16 protein-coding genes are annotated in these 20,178 nt (G+C 44.3%); 11 read left to right on the forward strand and 5 right to left on the reverse strand.

Annotation, left to right across the window (positions count from 1 at the left end; genetic code table 11):
* Positions 1-53: 53 nt before the first annotated feature.
* The 5 genes from hisS to ACYFDN_RS13670 all read left to right on the forward strand — a co-directional run bounded on the left by hisS (position 54) and on the right by ACYFDN_RS13670 (position 4,960).
* Positions 54-1,331, forward strand: a complete 1,278-nt coding sequence (hisS, locus tag ACYFDN_RS13650) for a histidine--tRNA ligase (protein WP_221077465.1) — start codon at positions 54-56, stop codon at positions 1,329-1,331.
* A gap of 13 nt (positions 1,332-1,344) precedes the next feature.
* Positions 1,345-1,980 carry a YfgM family protein gene (locus tag ACYFDN_RS13655; protein ID WP_016401222.1) on the forward strand — a complete coding sequence of 212 codons (636 nt, stop codon included), beginning with the start codon at positions 1,345-1,347 and terminating at the stop codon, positions 1,978-1,980.
* Positions 1,973-3,163, forward strand: a complete 1,191-nt coding sequence (gene bamB, locus ACYFDN_RS13660) for an outer membrane protein assembly factor BamB (RefSeq protein WP_483511568.1) — start codon at positions 1,973-1,975, stop codon at positions 3,161-3,163. The genes ACYFDN_RS13655 and bamB overlap by 8 nt, the downstream gene beginning before the upstream one ends.
* 84 nt (positions 3,164-3,247) lie before the next feature.
* Positions 3,248-4,717 (forward strand): ribosome biogenesis GTPase Der, encoded by a 1,470-nt coding sequence (gene der, locus ACYFDN_RS13665; RefSeq protein WP_338621702.1) that lies wholly within the window; start codon positions 3,248-3,250, stop codon positions 4,715-4,717.
* A gap of 9 nt (positions 4,718-4,726) precedes the next feature.
* Positions 4,727-4,960 carry a zinc ribbon domain-containing protein gene (locus ACYFDN_RS13670; RefSeq protein ID WP_483511569.1) on the forward strand — a complete coding sequence of 78 codons (234 nt, stop codon included), beginning with the start codon at positions 4,727-4,729 and terminating at the stop codon, positions 4,958-4,960.
* Between the two features lie 48 nt (positions 4,961-5,008).
* Here ACYFDN_RS13670 and ACYFDN_RS13675 read toward each other — a convergent pair whose 3' ends face one another.
* Entirely contained in the window at positions 5,009-6,838 is a 1,830-nt protein-coding gene (locus ACYFDN_RS13675; protein ID WP_338621701.1) for a bifunctional helix-turn-helix transcriptional regulator/alpha/beta hydrolase, read from the reverse strand.
* Between the two features lie 354 nt (positions 6,839-7,192).
* Positions 7,193-8,527: an exodeoxyribonuclease VII large subunit gene (gene xseA / locus ACYFDN_RS13680; RefSeq protein WP_483511570.1), complete on the reverse strand. Its 1,335-nt coding sequence runs from the start codon at positions 8,525-8,527 to the stop codon at positions 7,193-7,195.
* A gap of 131 nt (positions 8,528-8,658) precedes the next feature.
* Between xseA and guaB the strand changes: the two genes are divergently transcribed.
* The 6 genes from guaB to rlmM all read left to right on the forward strand — a co-directional run bounded on the left by guaB (position 8,659) and on the right by rlmM (position 16,057).
* Complete coding sequence (gene guaB / locus ACYFDN_RS13685) at positions 8,659-10,119, forward strand: IMP dehydrogenase (protein WP_016401215.1); 1,461 nt, start codon at positions 8,659-8,661, stop codon at positions 10,117-10,119.
* A 75-nt stretch (positions 10,120-10,194) separates the two neighbouring features.
* Positions 10,195-11,775 (forward strand): glutamine-hydrolyzing GMP synthase, encoded by a 1,581-nt coding sequence (gene guaA / locus ACYFDN_RS13690; RefSeq protein ID WP_152779295.1) that lies wholly within the window; start codon positions 10,195-10,197, stop codon positions 11,773-11,775.
* A gap of 331 nt (positions 11,776-12,106) precedes the next feature.
* Complete coding sequence (locus ACYFDN_RS13695; protein WP_483511571.1) at positions 12,107-13,282, forward strand: MFS transporter; 1,176 nt, start codon at positions 12,107-12,109, stop codon at positions 13,280-13,282.
* Between the two features lie 426 nt (positions 13,283-13,708).
* A complete protein-coding gene (locus tag ACYFDN_RS13700; protein ID WP_016401212.1) occupies positions 13,709-14,635 on the forward strand; it encodes a transcriptional regulator GcvA in 927 nt (308 codons plus the stop codon).
* A 2-nt stretch (positions 14,636-14,637) separates the two neighbouring features.
* Positions 14,638-15,003: a DUF423 domain-containing protein gene (locus tag ACYFDN_RS13705; protein WP_483511572.1), complete on the forward strand. Its 366-nt coding sequence runs from the start codon at positions 14,638-14,640 to the stop codon at positions 15,001-15,003.
* A complete protein-coding gene (gene rlmM, locus ACYFDN_RS13710) occupies positions 14,996-16,057 on the forward strand; it encodes a 23S rRNA (cytidine(2498)-2'-O)-methyltransferase RlmM (RefSeq protein ID WP_483511573.1) in 1,062 nt (353 codons plus the stop codon). The genes ACYFDN_RS13705 and rlmM overlap by 8 nt, the downstream gene beginning before the upstream one ends.
* A 67-nt stretch (positions 16,058-16,124) precedes the next feature.
* Here rlmM and ACYFDN_RS13715 read toward each other — a convergent pair whose 3' ends face one another.
* The 3 genes from ACYFDN_RS13715 to xni form a co-directional block, all read right to left on the reverse strand.
* Positions 16,125-17,132, reverse strand: a complete 1,008-nt coding sequence (locus tag ACYFDN_RS13715) for an isocitrate dehydrogenase (RefSeq protein ID WP_016401209.1) — start codon at positions 17,130-17,132, stop codon at positions 16,125-16,127.
* A gap of 194 nt (positions 17,133-17,326) precedes the next feature.
* Complete coding sequence (locus ACYFDN_RS13720; RefSeq protein WP_483511574.1) at positions 17,327-19,213, reverse strand: methyl-accepting chemotaxis protein; 1,887 nt, start codon at positions 19,211-19,213, stop codon at positions 17,327-17,329.
* A gap of 159 nt (positions 19,214-19,372) precedes the next feature.
* A complete protein-coding gene (xni, locus tag ACYFDN_RS13725; protein WP_483511575.1) occupies positions 19,373-20,155 on the reverse strand; it encodes a flap endonuclease Xni in 783 nt (260 codons plus the stop codon).
* Between the last annotated feature and the right edge of the window lie 23 nt (positions 20,156-20,178).

Genomic DNA, 20,178 nt, shown 5'->3' on the forward strand with positions numbered 1-20,178 from the left:
CCCTATAATCGAGGGCCTTTAATAATTATTGACCTGTTTTATTCGAGATTAATGTGGCTAAACAAATACAAGCAATACGTGGCATGAATGATTGCCTACCAAGTGATACTCCCGCTTGGCAGAAGGTAGAATCAGTAATTCGAGAGGTGGTGGCAGCCTACGGTTACAATGAAATAAGAATGCCGATTGTAGAAAGCACTGATTTGTTTAAGCGCTCTATCGGTGAAGTGACCGATATCGTAGAAAAAGAAATGTATACCTTTGAAGATCGCAATGGTGATAGCTTAACCTTGCGACCTGAAGGCACAGCCTGTTGTGTACGTGCAGGCAACCAAGCAGGTTTGTTGTACAACCAAGAGCAGCGTTTGTGGTACATGGGGCCAATGTTCCGCCATGAACGCCCACAAAAAGGTCGTTATCGCCAGTTTCATCAAGTAGGCGTTGAGTCTTTTGGTATTGCCAGCGCCGATATCGATGCTGAAGTAATTATTTTGTCTGCGCGCTTTTGGAAAGCCTTTGGTTTAGAGAACCACGTTACTTTGCAGCTTAACAGCTTAGGTTCAAATGAAGCTCGAGCTAACTACCGTGATGCTTTAATTGCTTACTTAGAGCAGCATAAAGAAGCCTTAGACGAAGACGCAAAACGTCGCATGTACAATAACCCTTTGCGTGTTCTCGACAGTAAAAATCCTGAGGTGCAAGCGGTGTTAGTTGACGCACCTAGCCTTAGTGAATACCTAGACCAAGAAAGTAAAGATCACTTCGAGCAACTATGTGCGCTGCTAGATAACGCAGGTATTGCTTATGAGCTAAACCCGCGTTTGGTTCGAGGTCTTGATTACTATAACCGCACTGTGTTTGAGTGGGTAACATCAAGCTTAGGTTCACAAGGTACTGTATGTGCTGGCGGCCGTTACGATGGTTTGGTAGAGCAATTGGGCGGCAAAGCAACGCCTGCTGTTGGTTTTGCCATGGGCATGGAGCGTTTAGTTCTATTGCTGGAAACACTCGAGTTACTGGGTGATTTACCATCAAGTGCCGATGTTTATGTGATCAATGCCGGAGAAGGAACACTTGGCGCAGCATTTTCGTTAGCCGAACAATTGCGAGATGCGTTACCCTCTGTTCGGGTTATGAGTCACTGTGGTGGCGGAAACTTTAAAAAACAATTTAAGCGAGCTGATAAGTCAGGCGCTAAAGTGGCATTGATCATCGGTGAAGATGAATTAGCCAACCAGCAGGTTACTGTAAAGTACCTACGCGAAGATATTCAACAGCAGTGCATCGCTCAATCAGAGTTAGTTGCTTTGCTTAATACCGTATTAGTTTAGTTAAGGAGACGCTGTGGACATTTATTCCACCGAGGAACAGCAAGTTCAAGCCATCAAAGACTGGTGGAAGAAAAACGGAACATCAGTTATTGGCGGTTCGGTACTAGGTTTAGCTGCTGTATTTGGCTGGCGCTATTTTGGCGAATACCAAATTGAGCAAAAGGAAGCGGCTTCAGATGCTTTTCAACAAGTGGTTAGTCAACTAGCTACAAATAATGAAGAGTTAACTCCTTTAGCAAATTTTGTAGCAGCTAACCAAGGTGACAAAAACTATTCAGTATTTGCATCATTATTGTTAGCAAAAGAACTAGTGGTTAAAGAAGATTATGCTCAGGCGCAAACTCAGCTTAATCTAGCGCTTGAAGGTGCGCCCGAAGAGCTTAAAGGCATGATCTATACTCGACTCGCTCGTGTACAAGCTCAATTAGCCGAATTTGATAATGCCTTAGCCAGCCTAGATAAAGTTACTGAGCCTGCTTTAGTGGCAACCGTTGAACTAATTAAAGGTGATATTTACTTGCAACAGGGTGAGCAAGCATTAGCTCGTCAAGCCTATCAAGCGGCAGTGGCTGCTGGTGCAGCAGAGCAAGACCCTAGTGTTAACCTAAAACTTAATGATTTAACTGAAGTTGAGGCTGCTAATGGTTAAAGCTTGGCGTGCTGCTAGCTTAGCTTGTTTGCTCGTTGGCTTGTCGGCGTGTTCTTTGTTCAACTCTGAAGAAGATGTTGTGCAAATGGCCCCGGTGCCTGAGTTTGAAAACCAGTTTACAGTAGGCAAACAGTGGGAAACCCGCGTAGGTAAAGGAGTTGATGATTACTTCTCGGCGCTGTCGCCAGTTATCGCCTACGATTCTGTGTTTGCCGCTGCCCGCTATGGTCAAGTGCGTGCCTTTGATTTAGACGGTAAGCGCTTGTGGGACCAAGATTTATCTAGAGTTGAAAGTAACAATCGCTTCTCGGGTAATACCCCTAACGCACGTGTTTCTGGTGGCTTAACTGCTGCGTATCGCCGTATATATTTAGGCACCGAAAATGCCGACGTATTTGCGTTAAATGCAGAAACCGGTGAAATAGTTTGGCAGGCTGAAGTGGCTGGTGAAGTGCTAGCGGCTCCTGCTGTAGAAGACAGTTTGGTGGTAGTTATCACCAGTAATGGCCATTTGGTTGCATTAGATGCTCACTCTGGTGAGCAAAAGTGGGATATTAAAATTGACCAGCCAGCACTGTCGTTGCGCAGCAAAGCGCCACCTATTATTTCTAACGGCGCGATAATTTTAGGTCGTAGTGACGGTAAAATTGGCCTGTATCTTTTAGAAAGTGGTCAATTGCTGTTTGAAACAAAGTTAGCCCAGCCTAAAGGTTCTACTGAGATTGACCGAATTGTAGATGTGGATAGTAAACCAGCCTTGATTGGCTCTCAGCTCTATGCGGTTGCTTACAACGGAAACCTTATTTCGGTTAATTTACGCAGTGGTGAAGAAGACTGGAAACGTAGTTACTCTGCCTATCAGAATATAGCTTCTTCGGGTTTAAACTTATTTGTTACTGACGTTAGCGACAATGTATATAGCATTGAGCGCAACAACGGCATAGAGAAATGGACCCAAGGTGCTTTGTCTTACCGTATCGTTACTGCACCCGCAGTAGATGGAAATAAGGTATTAGTGGGTGACAGTGAGGGCTACTTATATTGGCTTGATCGTGAAACCGGCGAGTTTGCTAGCAAAATGTTAGTAGATAAAAGCGGCTTATATGTTGCGCCTGTGGTAACCTCCGACAAAATTATCCTTCAAACACGAAGTGGTAAGTTAATTGCGCTAGATCGCAGTTAAGTTGTTATAATTGTGTACAAAAGGCTCATGGTGAATTAACCATGAGCCTTTGTCATGTCATGTATTCTAGAAAATGAGGCCCTTATGCTTCCTGTTGTCGCCTTAGTGGGACGCCCAAATGTTGGCAAATCTACTTTATTTAACCGCCTTACACGCAGCAGGGATGCCTTAGTCGCTGATTTCCCAGGACTGACTCGTGACCGTAAATATGGTCAAGCTAAAGTCGCGGAGCAAGAATTTATTGTTATTGATACCGGCGGTATTGATGGCGATGAAGAGGGTATCGACGCAATGATGGCACAGCAGTCTTTGCAAGCTATTGAAGAAGCCGATGCTGTTCTGTTCTTGGTAGATGCGCGTGCTGGAATGACCATTGCTGATGAGGCGATTGCCCATCATTTGCGTAAACAAGAAAAGAAAGTTTTCTTGGTAGCCAATAAAACTGACGGCATTGATGCCGATACCGCCTGTGGCGAGTTTTATGCCTTGGCGATAGGTGAAGTTCATCAAATTGCTGCTGCCCATGGCCGCGGCGTAAACATGTTATTAGAAGAAGCTCTGCGTCCCTTTGTTACTGAGCAGGCTGAGAATCAAGCGGATGAGCCAGAGTTAGAGCAAGCTGATACGCAAGAAATGACCGAGTCAGAGCTTGATGAGTTAGCGCAGAAGTTTGCAGACCTTCCAATTAAACTGGCCATTGTTGGCCGCCCCAACGTGGGTAAATCTACGCTGACTAACCGGATTCTGGGTGAAGACCGAGTAGTGGTGTACGACATGCCAGGTACCACCAGAGACAGTATTTACATCCCGATGCAGCGAGAAGATCAAGATTACATCTTGATTGATACAGCAGGGGTACGTAAGCGCGGTAAGGTGACAGAAACAGTAGAAAAGTTCTCGGTTATTAAAACCCTTAAAGCAATTGAAGACGCTAATGTGGTGATGCTGGTAATCGACGCAAAAGACGGCATTTCAGATCAAGATTTAAGTTTGCTTGGTTTTGTGTTGAATGCCGGTCGCGCCTTAGTGCTTGCCGTTAATAAATGGGATGGTTTAGACAACGAACATAAAGAGCGGATTAAAACTGAACTGGATAGACGTTTGGGCTTTATTGACTTTGCACGCGTTCACTTTATTTCAGCGCTACATGGTACTGGCGTTGGCCACCTTTATGAATCGGTTCAGGAGGCTTACGCAAGCGCCACTAAGCGCGTTTCTACCTCTATGTTAACCAAGATTATGCAGATGGCTCAAGACGACCATCAGCCGCCTTTAGTGCGCGGTCGTAGGGTTAAATTACGTTATGCCCACGCTGGCGGCTATAATCCACCTCGCATCGTTGTACATGGTAATCAGGTTAATTCTTTACCAGACTCTTATAAGCGCTATTTAATGAATTATTACCGCAAAGCCCTAGAGATTATGGGTACGCCAATTCGCGTAGAGTTTAAAGAAGGTGAGAATCCATTCTCAGATAAGAAGTCAAAACTTACCATGGCTCAAGAACGCCGTCGTAAAAAAATGCAAAATGTAAGTAAGTACAAAAAATCGTAGAGGAATACTATGACAATTGAAGTTGCTTGCCCAGAGTGTGACGGACAGTTACAACACGAACATGACCACTGGTTGTGTGGCGCCTGCCACCATATGTTTTCGCAGCGTGTGCATTGCGATAAATGCGATGCCGAGCTTGAAAAGCTAAAGGCCTGCGGTGCAGTAGATTATTTTTGTAATAGCTGCAACGAGTTAAAATCTAAGCGAGCTGTTATTCGGCGTTTCGAGCGCTTAGACAGTTAATTAAAAAGGCGGCCATTGGCCGCCTTTTTTGAGAGTAGAGCTAGCAACTTAGTTACTTGCAACACTTTTTAGTATTTCAGGCCACTGTCGATAAATCATGTAATGACCTTGTTCAGGAACGACAGTGAGCTTAGCGTTGGCTGCGCGCTCGATAAAGCGCTCGGCAAGCACTAATGGAATATGCCTGTCTTGCTCGCCATGAAATAGCTGCGTAGCAACTTTAACATCTTCAATGTTAAAGCCCCAAGGTGACATTACTTGACGAACCTCATCAGAAAAAGCATTACCGCCTTGGATCTTTGATTCTTTTAAATAGCGGCCAAACTTTTCCCTAAATTGTGGGCTCTCAAATAACTCAACATCGGCACCTTCTAGATCGCGGGCTAATACCTTAAATAATTTGTTAGGGTCTTTGTGCAAGCCCTTATCAAGAATATTAGTAAACAGGCGATGCATACTCGGGAAGTCACGAGCCAGCTTCATGTGCATGCGATATAGCTTGGCAGTGGCCTCGTAATCACTGTCGTAGGTGAGGGCATCACCTGAGCTCACAATTGTCATGTTGCTGATCCGCTCAGGAATGGTGGCTGCGCAGCAGGCTGCGTAAACGCCTCCTGTGGCATAGCCAAGTAACTGGACCTGCTCTAGCTCTAAATGGTCGAGTAGCGCCGCTAAGTCTTTTGACCAATTTACAAAGCCGTAGTTTTCGCAGTAGTCAGAACCACCAAACCCGGGCCGGTCGATGCTGATTAAGCGCAATCCTAGGTGTTTTGCTAAATCAACATCATCAAAAAAGTTTTCTAAGCGACTACCTAAAATACTGTGGCAATAAACCACCGGTTTGCCCTTTGGACTACCGTATTCTTGGTAACACAGCTTACGTTGGTCGGGCAAAGTAAAGTAGCGTGCGTTAAGGTCGTGGGCTTCGGTAAAGTCAAAGTGGCGGCTACTTTGCGATAGCATTCCCCAAGGTCCAGTTAGCACCAAACTAGCTAATTCGCTTTGGCTACTAACGTTGGTTTTCTTGAATACTGATTTAAGCTGGGTACGCACGGTGTTGTAACTAACAAAAATTTTGTCAGCAATGTCAGGTGGAGACATACCTTGCGCAATATAATTAACGATGCGCGCTTCTTTTGGGGTTAAGTTGTAACCGTCGGCAAAGGCGGCTAAATCAAGCTCTACATCGGGGCGAGAAGGGGAGATAAACACCACCACACTGGCATTTCGCTCTAAACTGGGGTTTTGCAGATGGTTTACCGGGCTAAGAATTACCATGGTTTGTACATCTGTTTCTTGACCAATTTGGATCGGTAAACCCCGGCTGCTGGATTCGTTAGGTCCCAGTGAAGACAGCTCTTCTACATATTGATTAAGTAAGTCAGTTGATTCACTTTGCTGAGTTACCAAGTTCTTATTACGTTGGTATAGTCCTTGGCCGAGCTGCAGGGTTTCTTCTGCTAGTTCGTTGGTGAGCAAAATTTCACTTTTAGCATTCACCAAAATTACCCCAACCGGAATGTGGTCGAGCAAAGAGTTAAGCGAATGGTTTTTTTCTTCAAGCTGGTAAATACGCTTTGCGATATTTAATGCTTGGTTAAAGTGTTCAAGTAAAATCTGGTTCCGTTCGGAGTATTGGTTCTTAGCCATCGATAGTTGCGGAGATACCGCATCGAGCATTTGGCTTAATTGTGCCGAAGAGGAGTCTGAGTGGCCATGATCTTCTGTGCTTTGAAGTTCTGGCATCATGTATAGGTGCTCAAGCAAATCGGGCCAATATTCAGGTTCTGCCGCCGCACGGTAAATCATACCGATCAACTGTTCCCTGTTATCGACACTGGTTAGCTCTCGCTCCTTGGTGCTATCCAATGAATTCATAGTATTGCTGCTAATTTACTTTTTATATTGATATCTAGTTAGTTACCCGAATGTTCGCTTTACCTCTTTGTGGGTTTAGTCGACATTCTAGCTAAACTGCGAACCAACTAGGTATTCGGTTTAGTCCAGTCAATCTTATGTCAGAATTAACTAAAATCCCATCAATTTTGATGACTAACTCACTAGATGTGACCTTGGCGTTTAAAACGCTAGGGGCTGTTAGCCTTTCGTGGTTGAGTTTTGTTCGCGAAAAAATCCGTTTTAGGCGCGGCAAGGCGTGTGTAGCCTAGCACTCTAAGTGAATACGCCTTAACAAAGCAAAAAACAGCTCGAAAGATAAACAGCCCCTAGAGCTTATTTAATAATTGTTGCGTTATGGTTTCCATCAGCAAACTTGATATTGACTTGGTCACCAACGCTTAAATCTGCAGCAGATTTAACGATTTTCTGTTGCTGAGTCACCAAGCTAAAACCTCGTTCTAATACACGTAGCGGGCTCAAATTGTCCATTTGTCGACAAGCATTGACTAAGGCATCTTGCTGGTGTTGAAGGTTCTTATCACTAGCTAGGTTTAGCCGCTGCTTAAGCTGAACTAACAGTTGCTGATGACGGCTTAGCTTTTGTTCTATAAGTGAGTGTTTTAAACGTGAGTGTGCTTCTAGATGGCGCTGCTTGCTGCGGTTTAAGCTTTGTTGATGGGCAAAGCTTAAACGGTGGCTAAGCTCGTCAAAGCGTTGCTGTTGCTGTTCTAATAAATGGATAGGAGATTGGGTTTCTACTTGGTGATGAAGCTGCTTGAGGCGGATCTGTTGCCGACTAAGCATATGTAAGTAGCTTTGTTCTAACTGTTGGCTTAGTTTGTTTAAGCTTAACGCAAGGTGGCTAGCTTGTTGGCTAACAATTTCTGCGGCAGCTGAGGGGGTTGCGGCGCGAATGTCGGCAACTAAATCACAAATGCTGTCGTCCACTTCGTGGCCTACTGCAGATATAATCGGAATGTTTGAATTAAATATGCAGCGAGCGAGGGCTTCGTCATTAAAGGCGGATAAATCTTCTTTAGAGCCTCCGCCGCGTCCAACGATAAGTAGATCTACTTCTTCACGCTGATTAGCAAGCTCAATCATCTTGCTAAGTTGGCTTGCAGCGGCATCTCCCTGAACGGCAGCAGGATAAACGATCACTTTAATAGCGGGTGCGCGGCGTTGAAGCACTGATAAAATATCTTGTAAAGCCGCCCCAGAGGCGGAGCTAACCACGCCAATGGTACTGGGGTATTCGGGTAAGGTTTGCTTTTCAGCTTGGCCAAATAAGCCTTCGCTGGCCAACTTCATTTTTAGTTGTTCAAACGCTTGCTGCTGTGCGCCGTCTCCAGCAGGGTGAATGGCTTCTGCAATAAGCTGGTAATCACCGCGTGGTTCATACATGGTGATTTTGGCTTTCACTAATACTTGCATGCCGTTTTCTGGTGTGAAGACAGCCTTGCGATTAGCGCCCTTAAACATGGCACAGCGTACTTGGGCACCATCGTCCTTTAAACTGAAGTACCAGTGCCCTGAAAATGGCGTAGCAAAATTAGATATTTCACCTGCCAACCAAACTGAGCCTAGAGAGTTCTCTAGCAATCGCCTAACTTGCTGGTTTAATTGACTTACGCTGAGGATATTTTGGGCGATTTGATTGCTTTGCATTAGCCAACTCGAAGCTAAATTGAAAATAATGTAAGAAAATAACATTTTTCAATTTACCTTGGCCAGCTTTATACCTATAATCCGACCGCAATATTTTATCCCTTTATTAACTGATTTAGGCGAATGTTGCTATGTTGAGAATTTCCAAAGAAGCCTTAACCTTCGATGATGTACTACTACTTCCTGCTCACTCAGAAGTACTTCCTAATACTGCCAATTTGGCGACACGTCTAACCAAAGATATCCCGCTTAGTATTCCAATGGTGTCTGCTGCCATGGATACGGTAACCGAAGCTAATTTTGCCATTGCACTAGCTCAAGAGGGCGGTGTTGGTTTTATTCACAAAAACATGAGCATTGAGCAGCAAGCTGCTGAAGTGCGTAAAGTGAAGAAGTTTGAAGCCGGTATCGTTCTAGAGCCAATTACTGTAACGCCTGAGTTAACGTTGGGCCAAATTGCAGAGTTGCGTCAAATCCATGGTTTTGCTGGCTTCCCTGTTGTAACTGAAGCGAATGACCTAGTGGGTATTGTAACTGGCCGTGATTTACGTTTTGAAACTGATTTTTCTAAAACTGTTTCTCAAGTAATGACACCTAAAGAGCGTTTGGTGACAACTACCGATACATCGCGTGACGTCGTTGAAAAACTGATGCACGAACACCGCATTGAAAAAATGCTAGTGGTAGATGAGGCTTTCAAACTGACCGGTTTGATTACCGTAAAAGATTTCAAAAAAGCGGAACGTAAACCTAATGCTTGTAAAGATAGCTTTGGTCGTTTGCGTGTTGGCGCTGCTGTAGGTGCTGGTGCCGGTAACGAAGAGCGTATTGATGCCTTAGTTGAAGCTGGCGTAGATGTATTGTTGATTGACTCGTCTCACGGTCACTCTCAAGGCGTTCTTGATCGCATTAAAGCCACCCACGAAAAATACCCAGACTTACCAATTGTTGGTGGGAATGTGGCAACAGGTGCAGGCGCTTTAGCCCTAGCTGACGCAGGTGTAAGTGCGGTTAAAGTAGGTATTGGCCCTGGTTCAATTTGTACTACGCGTATTGTTACAGGTGTAGGTGTACCACAGATTACCGCAGTAGCTGATGCTGTTGAAGCGCTAAAAGGTCGTGATATTCCAGTTATTGCAGACGGCGGTATTCGCTTCTCTGGCGATATTGCTAAAGCCTTAGTTGCCGGTGCATCTTGTGTAATGGTTGGTAGCATGTTTGCTGGTACCGAAGAAGCACCAGGTGAAATTGAACTTTATCAAGGCCGTTCGTTTAAGTCTTACCGTGGTATGGGCTCGCTTGGCGCAATGTCTCAAGGTTCGTCAGATCGTTACTTCCAAACAGACAATGCTGCCGACAAATTAGTTCCAGAAGGTATTGAAGGCCGCGTAGCTTACAAAGGCCCAGTAAAAGCGATTATTCACCAGCAAATGGGCGGCTTACGTTCGTGCATGGGCTTAACGGGTTGCGCTACAATTAACGAGTTAAATACCAAAGCAGAGTTTGTGCGAGTAACTAGCGCAGGTATGGGTGAAAGTCACGTACATGACGTAACCATTACCAAAGAAGCCCCTAACTATCGTATGGGCTAAGCCTAATAAGTTTGTTTTTCTTCTCTAAGCGCCGAAAGGCGCTTAGTTCTATCAGCCTATTTTAAGTAAGTGATTATGAGCAGAGATATCCACGAACATCGTATTCTAATTTTAGATTTTGGATCGCAATATACCCAACTTATCGCGCGTCGAATTCGCGAAATCGGTGTGTATTGTGAATTGTGGGGCTGGGATGTAGAAGAAGCCGATATCCGCGAGTTTGCGCCGAACGGTATTATTTTGGCCGGTGGCCCAGAAAGCGTTACGGAGAATGATTCTCCGAGGGCTCCTGAGTACGTATTTAATGCTGGCGTTCCTGTTCTAGGTATTTGTTACGGCATGCAAACTATGTCTGAGCAACTAGGTGGAGCGGTTATTCAAGGCGAGGGCGAGCGTGAGTTTGGTTACGCTCAAGTTGAAGTGGTTGCGCAATCTCCATTATTTAAAGCAATCGAAGATGCAGTAGCACCAAATGGCAATGCCTTGCTAGATGTTTGGATGAGCCATGGCGATAAAGTGTCGGCCATTCCTGAAGGTTTCACCACCGTTGCGCAAACTCCAAGCTGTGAATTTGCTGCCATGATGAATCAAGATAAGCATTTCTACGGTGTGCAGTTCCACCCTGAGGTGACTCATACTCGTCAAGGCTTGCGCATGCTAGAGCACTTTGTAAAAGACATTTGTGCTTGTGAAGCTTTATGGACTTCTGAATCAATCATCGAGAACGCCATTGCTCAAATTAAAGAGCAAGTGGGCGATGACGAAGTTATTCTTGGTCTAAGTGGCGGCGTTGACTCCTCGGTTGTGGCAATGTTGGTTCAACGCGCAATCGGTGACAAACTTACCTGTGTATTTGTAGATAACGGTTTGCTGCGTTTGAATGAAGGCCAGCAAGTGATGGATATGTTTGGCAACCACTTTGGTTTAAACATCGTTCACGTAAATGCTGAAAACCGCTTTCTAGATGCAATGGCTGGCGAAAGTGACCCGGAGAAGAAGCGTAAGATTATTGGCCATGTGTTCATTGACGTGTTCGATGAAGAGGCTAAAAAGCTGAAAAATGCTAAATGGCTTGCGCAGGGCACGATTTACCCTGACGTTATCGAATCAGCGGCATCTAAAACCGGCAAAGCGCATGTGATTAAATCTCACCATAACGTAGGTGGCTTGCCTGATGATATGGAAATGGGCTTAGTAGAGCCGCTTAAAGAACTGTTTAAAGATGAGGTGCGTAAAATTGGCTTAGAACTAGGCCTACCTTACGATATGTTATACCGCCATCCCTTCCCTGGGCCTGGTTTAGGTGTACGCGTATTGGGCGAAGTGAAGAAAGAATACTGTGATTTACTACGCCGTGCAGACGCTATCTTCATTGAAGAATTACACAAAGCAGATCTTTACCATAAAGTAAGCCAAGCTTTCACCGTATTCTTGCCAGTTCGCTCGGTAGGTGTAATGGGCGATGCGCGTAAGTATGACTGGGTTGTATCATTGCGCGCAGTTGAAACTATCGACTTTATGACTGCACATTGGGCGCACCTACCTTATGATTTCTTAGGTAATGTGAGCAACCGTATAATCAACGAGATTGATGGTATTTCTCGTGTTGTTTACGACATCTCTGGTAAACCACCAGCGACCATTGAGTGGGAATAAACTTCCATTCGTTGAATAAAGCGCCGTAATGGCGCTTTTTTTTGCCTCACATTCAGTCAAAGGCTTTCTCTACGTGCCTGCTTGCTATTTAAAGCTGAACAACTAATTCACGTTCTCTATTTTTAAGATCTGCTCTATGATGATGTTTTAATACCAATCACACTAAGTAAGTGAGCAGAAGTAACGCAGGGAAAAGCCTCGAGAATAAGGCAGGATTTTTCGATAAGTAGTTATTCTACAATCAAAAATTCTAACGCAGTTATCGAGTATTTTAAACCATTTAGAATGATTAGTTACTTAGTACGATTGGTATAACAGGGAGAGTCATGGCGTGAATGTTTTTGTATGGATGCTGGCTATTTGTCAGGCCTTATTAACCACCGGAAATATTTTGCTCGTGGCAGTCACCGGCTTAATTGGCCAGCAGCTCGCTCCTTCCGCTGCTTGGGTTACCTTTCCTGTTGCTATGCAATTTTTAGGGCTAATGTTAGCCACCATACCTGCGTCTCTTATCATGGGGATAACCGGGCGCAAGAAAGGTTTTGTACTTGGTAACTTGGTTGGCATTAGTGGTGCACTATTAGCTACTTATGCGCTATACCACCAGCAATTTATGCTGTTTAGTTGCGCAACCTTTTTATTAGGAATAGGCATTGGTTTTGGCATGTTGTATCGTTTTGCGGCGGTAGAGCTTTGCTCCGAAGGGCAGCAACCCCGAGCCATTTCAGCCATTATGGCTGGCGGGGTGATCGCAGCGGTGATTGGGCCAAGCCTAGCGGTGTATAGTCAATCGTGGTGGCCTAATCAGCCTTTCATTGGCGCATTTGTTGGTTTACTTGCTCTATATATTATCGCGTTAATACTGCTGCTGATGATTCGCTTCAATGATACTGAAGCAAGTAGCCAGTCAACAATTGATGCTCGACCCCTAAGGGAAATAGTTAGTTCGGCCAATTACATCGTTGCCGTGGTGGCTGGCGTTGTTAGTTACTTTGTAATGAACCTCCTTATGACTGCAACGCCTTTAGCGATGCATCACCATGGCTATCACTTTGCTCAATCTGCTTCGGTCATTGAATGGCATGTATTAGGCATGTTTGCGCCTTCGTTTATTACCGGAAGGCTAATATTGAAAATGGGGCTTTTCCCAACCATGCTGCTTGGTTTAGCGCTAATGTTTGCTTGTGTTGTTGTTAATTTAATGGGCACTAGCTTTATTCATTTTGCAGTTGCATTAACCTTGCTTGGAGTAGGGTGGAACTTTATGTTTATTGGTGCGACCCAAATGCTAACTCAATCTTATTACTTAAATGAGAAGGCTAAAGCTCAAGCTGTTAATGAGTTTGTGGTGTTCTCTTTAGTGGCTATTTCAGCGCTGTCTGCTGGCTGGTTAGAGCAAAGTTTGGGGTGGCGAGTGGTAAATGTTAGCGCCTTACCCATATTGACGCTTGGTTTGATTTGCTTGTTGTTTTATCAGCGTCAACATAAAAGGCAACTATCTGTATGAGGCTAATTAAAGCCTGGATTTTTGTGCGTAACATCAAAGATTAATTTTTTTAATGCTAAAACCATGCGGTTTTTATTGATTAATACCACTGATGTGTTTGCTGATAGGTCTATCTCTATGAATTTCAGGTAAAAAAAAGCCACCGCATAAGCAGTGGCTCAAAATTCTTTTTGACAGACAGGGTCAAAATAAGAAACAGGGAAGTCAGCAAAAGGGCTGACAAATGCAAACACAACATAGCAATCAAAGTAATTACAAATCCGGTAACTACTCAAAGAGGCCTGACATAACACCTTGATTTTAGGTGCTGCGTCAGACCCCTTCGCCTGATTGCGGGTGCATAGTAATCTGCAACTGGTCCTACAACAACAGATAAATTATAATGACCATAGATTAGAAAAACTTATCCGTTAATGGGATGTAAAAATGGCGCGTCGTTTGCCTCCACTTAATGCCTTAAAAGCCTTTGAAGCGGCAGCAAGGCATCTTAGTTTTACCCGAGCAGCAGAAGAGCTTTTTGTGACTCAAGCCGCTGTTAGTCACCAAATTAAAGCCTTAGAAGAGTTCTTAGGTTTAAAGCTTTTTAGAAGGAAAAACAGAGCCTTACTGCTAACCGAAGAAGGCCAAGGTTATTTTCTCGATATTAAAGATATTTTTATTTCGTTAACCGAGGCTACCGACCGTTTGTTGGCTCGTGGCGCCAAAGGAACGATAACGGTTAGTTTACAACCCAGTTTTGCCATCCAATGGTTAGTACCACGTTTATCTCAATTTAGTGAGATGCATCCCGATATTGATGTTCGTATTAAAGCGGTTGATTTATACGAAGGTTCATTAACGGAAGATGTTGACGTTGCAATTTATTACGGCAGAGGTAATTGGTCTGGCCTACGAGCCGACAAATTGCACACAGAGTATTTGGTTCCGGTATGCGCCCCCAGTTTGTTAGTGGGTGATAAAGCTTTAACTAAGCCCGAGGATTTGCAATATCACACCCTATTGCATGATACCGCTCGCCACGATTGGAAAGCGTGGTTTAAATTGGTCGGGCTGCGACAAATGAACGTGAATCATGGGCCTATATTTTCGCATTCAACCATGGTGCTACAAGCCGCGGTGTATGGGCAGGGTGTGGCACTCGGTCATAGCGTATTGGCTAAACCTGAAATTGAAGCCGGTCGTTTAGTGTGCCCCTTTGAGCAAGTTTTACTGAGTAAAAACGCCTATTACATGGTGTGTAAACCCAGCCAAGCAGAACAAGGTAAGTTGGTTGCCTTCCGTGAGTGGATGATTTCCTTGGTTGAGCAAGAGCAGCAAGAGTTTGTGAATGAAGGTTTGGTAGACGCGGAGTGAATATGTTGAATCAAACGGCTTGGCCCTTAAGGCTGCTGTTGGCTGTAAGTGGCGCTGTTACCGTGATTATGGGCGCGGGTGCTGCGCATGGCTTCAGTCGTTTTTTGGGTGAGGCGCAATTATCGTGGATTGAAACCGGCGTGTTTTATCAAATCATTCATTTAGTCGCTGCTTTGGTAGTGGTAGATAAACGCCGAACAACCGCTTTACTTTGGATTTTGGGTGGTTGGTTATTTGCCGGTAGCTTATACTGCTTGGCTTTTTTTGGCTCAAAGGTGTTTGGGCCAATAACCCCAATTGGTGGGTTTATTTTGATTATTGCTTGGCTGAGCCTAGCTTTGCCAACAAAGAGAAGTGTAAATGAGTAGTATAATTTTGTATTGTCGCACTGGCTTTGAGAGCGACTGTGCTGCAGAGATCCAATATCATGCTGAGCAGCTAGAGTTTTTTGGTTTTGCCAAAGCGAGCAGTGGCGCTGGTTTTGTGGAGTTTAGCTGTTATCAAGCTGAGCATTCACAAGCCTTGTATCAAGCGATAGATTTTCGTCATTTAGTGTTTGCTAGGCATTGGTTTTTAGCGCTTGCAGAATTACAACTCGATGAGGCAAACCGCGTCGCATCTATACTTGCCATTGAGCAAAAGCTACCGAAGTGTGGCTGCCTACGTTTAGAGTATCCTGATACTAATGACGGTAAAGCTTTATCTAGCTTTTGCAAAAAATTTAACCGCCCCCTAGAAAATGCATTGGTGAAGCATCAATGGTTGACTAAAAAAGCGAATCCTAAGCTGCCTGCCATGCAGTTATTTTTTGTAAGTGGAACCCATTGCTGGATAGGCTACTCGGATACCCGCAACGGTAATGCTCAGCATAACGGTATATTACGTCTTAAGTTTCCTGCAGAGGCTCCAAGTCGCTCAACCCTTAAACTAGATGAAGCCTTTATGGTGTTGCTAAATGACGAAGAGCGAGAGCAGTATATTCAAAATGGCCAACATGCTGTTGATTTGGGTGCATGCCCGGGTGGTTGGACTTACCAACTGGTAAGGCGAAACATGTTTGTGGCTGCTATTGATAATGGCCCTATGGCGCAATCGCTAATGGATACTGGCCAAGTGCAGCACTTTCGAGAAGATGGCTTTAAATATCAGCCAGAGCGCAGCAACGTAAGTTGGCTAGTTTGCGACATGGTAGAGCGTCCAGCTAAAGTAAGTCGTTTAATGTTGAAGTGGTTGGCAAATGGCTGGTGCCAATATGCAATGTTTAATTTGAAGTTGCCAATGAAGCAACGCTTTGCTGAGGTGAATCAGGATCTTAATTTACTTAAAGAGGGCTTGAGTGAGTTAGGTTTTGAGCATGAAGTAAGGGCCAAGCACTTATACCATGACCGAGAAGAAATTACCGTTTTTGCGCGTGTTTACTAGGGCAGCAAGACTGAGCATTAAAAAAGGCAGCTAGGCTGCCTTTTTTTTATTTATGCTGCTATAAGCTTTATAGGCGATCTAGAATCGCTTGTGTAAACTCTTTAGTACCGGCTGTGCCACCTAAATCGCGAGTGGTTCTGTCACCGCTGGCAATAACGTCTTTCACTGCGTTTAGAATATTGGCCGCTTTGTCTTCCATACCTAAATATTCAAGCATTTGAATACTGGCTAGAATAACGGACGTTGGGTTTGCAATATCTTGGCCTGCGATATCTGGCGCGCTGCCGTGCACGGCTTCAAAAATTGCTGCTCGTTCACCAATATTAGCACCTGGCGCCATACCAAGGCCGCCCACTAATCCAGCACACAAGTCTGACAAAATATCACCAAACAAGTTAGTGGTAACCATTACGTCGAAGCGCTCTGGGTACATCACTAAGTTCATACATGCTGCGTCAACAATCATTTCTTCAGATTCGATATCTGGGTATTGTTTAGCGATTTCACGAGCCACTTCTAGGAACAGGCCTGAAGTTGATTTCATGATGTTTGCTTTGTGAACTGCCGTTACTTTTTTTCGGCCTTCGCGGCGGGCAAGCTCGTAGGCAAACTTTACAATACGCTCTGCGCCGTCTCGAGTGATTACACTCATTGCTTCTGCGCTAGTGCCGTCTTCGCTACGTTTTTGGCCAACACCTGAGTACATGCCTTCGGTGTTTTCACGAACGGTAATAATATCTACGTCTTCGTAACGCGCTTTTGTACCTACAAAAGAGCGCACAGGGCGCAAGTTGGCGTAAAGGTCAAAGTGTTTACGCATAGACACGTTGATTGATGTAAAGCCAGTGCCAACCGGTGTGGTTAGCGGGCCTTTTAAGGCGATGCCATTTTGCTCGATAAGTTGCAGTGATTTTTCAGGCAACAGGCTGCCATCGCTTTCTAGGGCTGCTAGACCTGCGTTGGCAAAATCATATTCGAAACCACAACCCGCTTTATCCATAATCGCGATTGCACTTTCGATAATACTAGGGCCAATACCATCTCCAGGTATGACGGTGATTCGTCTTGTTGACATATCTCTTCCTAATTCGTAGGCATTTTTATTATTTAAGGGGGAGGAGGTAACACTCCGTGTTAATGCCCGAAGTTTGAGGTGTTCGGGCAACACAGAGTTTACAATTTTTTAACGCAATACTCAAAAGGAAATAGCTAATACTAAGGTATTAGCTTGATTACAATACAAAAATCTATTACCGCTATTGAGCCTAGTTAAAACTTGAATACTTCTACTGATTTATTCAAACGCGTGGCAATATTGCTTAATTCTTCAACCATTTTGCTATTGTTTTCTGAGCTATCAAAAGTGGTTTTCGCTAAGTCATTTATGCCTACTATGCTGCTGTTTATTTCTGCGGCTACTAGGGTTTGCTGCTCTGCTGCTGTCGCTATTTGAGCGTTCATATCGTGGATTACCGAAATTGAATCGCTAATAGCATTAAGCGCTTGATTGGCTAGCTCTGATTTTTCTGAAGTTTGTTGGGCATCTTTTGCATTTGTCTCCATCAGAGACACGGAGTTCTTAGCTTCAGTTTGCAGATTAGTGATCATTTCTTGAATTTCATTGGTGCTGTCTTGAGTTCTATTGGCTAAGTTTCTTACTTCATCGGCCACTACCGCAAATCCTCGGCCTTGTTCTCCTGCTCGAGCAGCTTCAATTGCAGCATTAAGCGCCAGCAAGTTGGTTTGTTCAGCAATGCCTCTAATTACTTCCAAAATCCGACCAATGCCTTCCGTTTCCATTTCAAGTTTACCAATTACTTGCTGTACTTCTTCGATACCCGAAACTAATAAGCTTATGTTACTGTTCATTTCATTGACAACGCTGATACCTTGGCTTGACTGCTCATTTGCTTCTGTTGCTGCGCTAGATGCTTGCAGAGCGTTGCGAGCAACTTCGTCAACAGTCACGGTCATTTGATTCATTGCAGTAGAGGTTTGTTCTAGTTGCATCATTTGTGATTCTGAGCTGGTATTTACAGACGTTGCTGATTCATGAATGCGTGAAGAGGATTGATTGAGCTGTTCGGTTGCAGTGTTTATTCCGGTAACAATGTTGGTTAGGCTATTCACCATCGATAATACCGCTTGGTAAATGCCCGTTTCCTGGCCAGATTGCTGGGAAGAGTAACGTAGGTCTCCTTTGGCAATATTTTGGACTATGGTTTCGATGGTGGCGGGCTCTCCACCAATAGGGCCATACATAAGCTTCATTACCACCCAATAACACACGGCTAATGCGAGCAGCAGCAGGAAGATTGCTATCGAGATGGTAAGCACAAGGTTCTCATTGGATGCTCGATTAATATTTTCCCACTTGTCCCACGCCCATACCGTCCAATTTAGGTTAGCAACTTTTGCTGACACAACAGAGTACTCATTTCCATCAAATTCGTAGTCATGCTGGCTGGAAGCTTGATCGTTGTATTGACGGTAGGATGGACGTAATTCAAATAGGTTTTTGCCGATGTAGTCTGTGTACTTCGAGGCTATAACAAAGCCGTCTTCTCGGCTCACAAACAATTGGTTATTTTCCGATAGACCGTCAATGAAGCTAGTGATCTGATTAAGCGCGAGATTGACCGACAATATGGCTACCGGCTTACCATTTCGAATAACTGGCACTGCCACCGCCATCACAACATCACCGGTACTACTTGTATAAGGAGTGGTCACGATCTTAGGCTCATTGGCCATGCCTCTTCGATACCACTCCCTATTTAGTTGCTTTGCGTTGAAGTTAGGGATGATACCGTCATTACTTGCAGCGTAAGTGTCGCCATTTTCCAAACCTACATAAGCATTAAGTACTTCTAAGGCGTCTTGTATTTTGTGCAGGCTAGCGACTAGCGGCTTTTCATCAATTTTTCCGCTAGCACTTAAAGGTAGCTCAGAAGCTTTGAGCTTAAGCGTATCGAAGTAACGATTCATTTTTTGTTCAATGGCTTTAGAAATTAAAAACGCCTGATTGTTTAGTTGGCTGCTGTAATTAACTTCTGATGCAGACTTAAAATTTAAAAAACCGATGACAGAAATGAAAATGATGATGGCTGAAATGAGTAAACCCATTATTGAAAGGATTTTGGCCTTAGCGCTCATAGAGTTAGTCCTTTAACTTTTACAAGAGAATTAGCAGTAATAAATAAAAACTGTTCTTACACTATAGCCCACAAAAACGGGTGTTAAGTAGCTTGATAGTTTTTAGGAGTTAAATTAAAAACGCAGTTAAAAGGACCGTGACCAAATGAGCCAAGGGTGTTAATTACCGTGCGCTTGTTGATAGCGCAGTTGTTTGAGAGAAAAGCCTAGTTGTAAATCGGTTCGCAGGCTTAATAGCTGCTTAGCTAAGTTGAGCTGTTCGGCATTGCTTTGTACTTTCTGGGCGAGTTTGTCGGGGGTAGGGGCATCTAATATAGCTTGTGCATTGGAATAGTTGTTTAACAGGGTTTTAGCGCTTTTAGCTCCTATTCCTGCAACGCCGGCAACATTAACGCTGCTAATACCAACAAGGGCCCAGTAGTCGGTAAGTTGGGAGATGGTAATGCCAAATTTGTTTTCTACTTCATCTATGGATATGTATTCACGGCGAAAATAATCGTACAGATTAACCCCGTTGTTGAGCAGGCTGTAGTAGCCTCTGTCAGTAGACACTATGGTTACCGGGTAACTAGCCGCAGCTGCTTTGCTGGCAATAGTGGCACAGATATCGTCGGCCTCTTCATCTGGAGCTGATACTGAATCAATGCCGAGATCTAATAGATGGTCTTTTAAGCTTTCTAACTGTTTGGCAAGTTGCTCCGGCATGGGCGAACGGTTTTGTTTGTAATCGGGAAAAAGCTGTTCACGCCAAGCGCAGCGTTCTCCATCGAATACCGCAATAATGTGTGAAGGTTTCAGGCTAGCAATAATGCGCTTACAGGCGCTGCTTAAGGCCATGGTGGTGGCATTATCTAAAGCCCCATTAGGCGTTCTTTGCTGCTGCACAGCATAGATACGTCTAATGAGGTTTAATGCGTCGATGATGACAAGTTGCTTAGCCAATTTCGAATTCGCCTATGGCAAAT

The organism is Agarivorans sp. D1326, assembly GCF_056958115.1.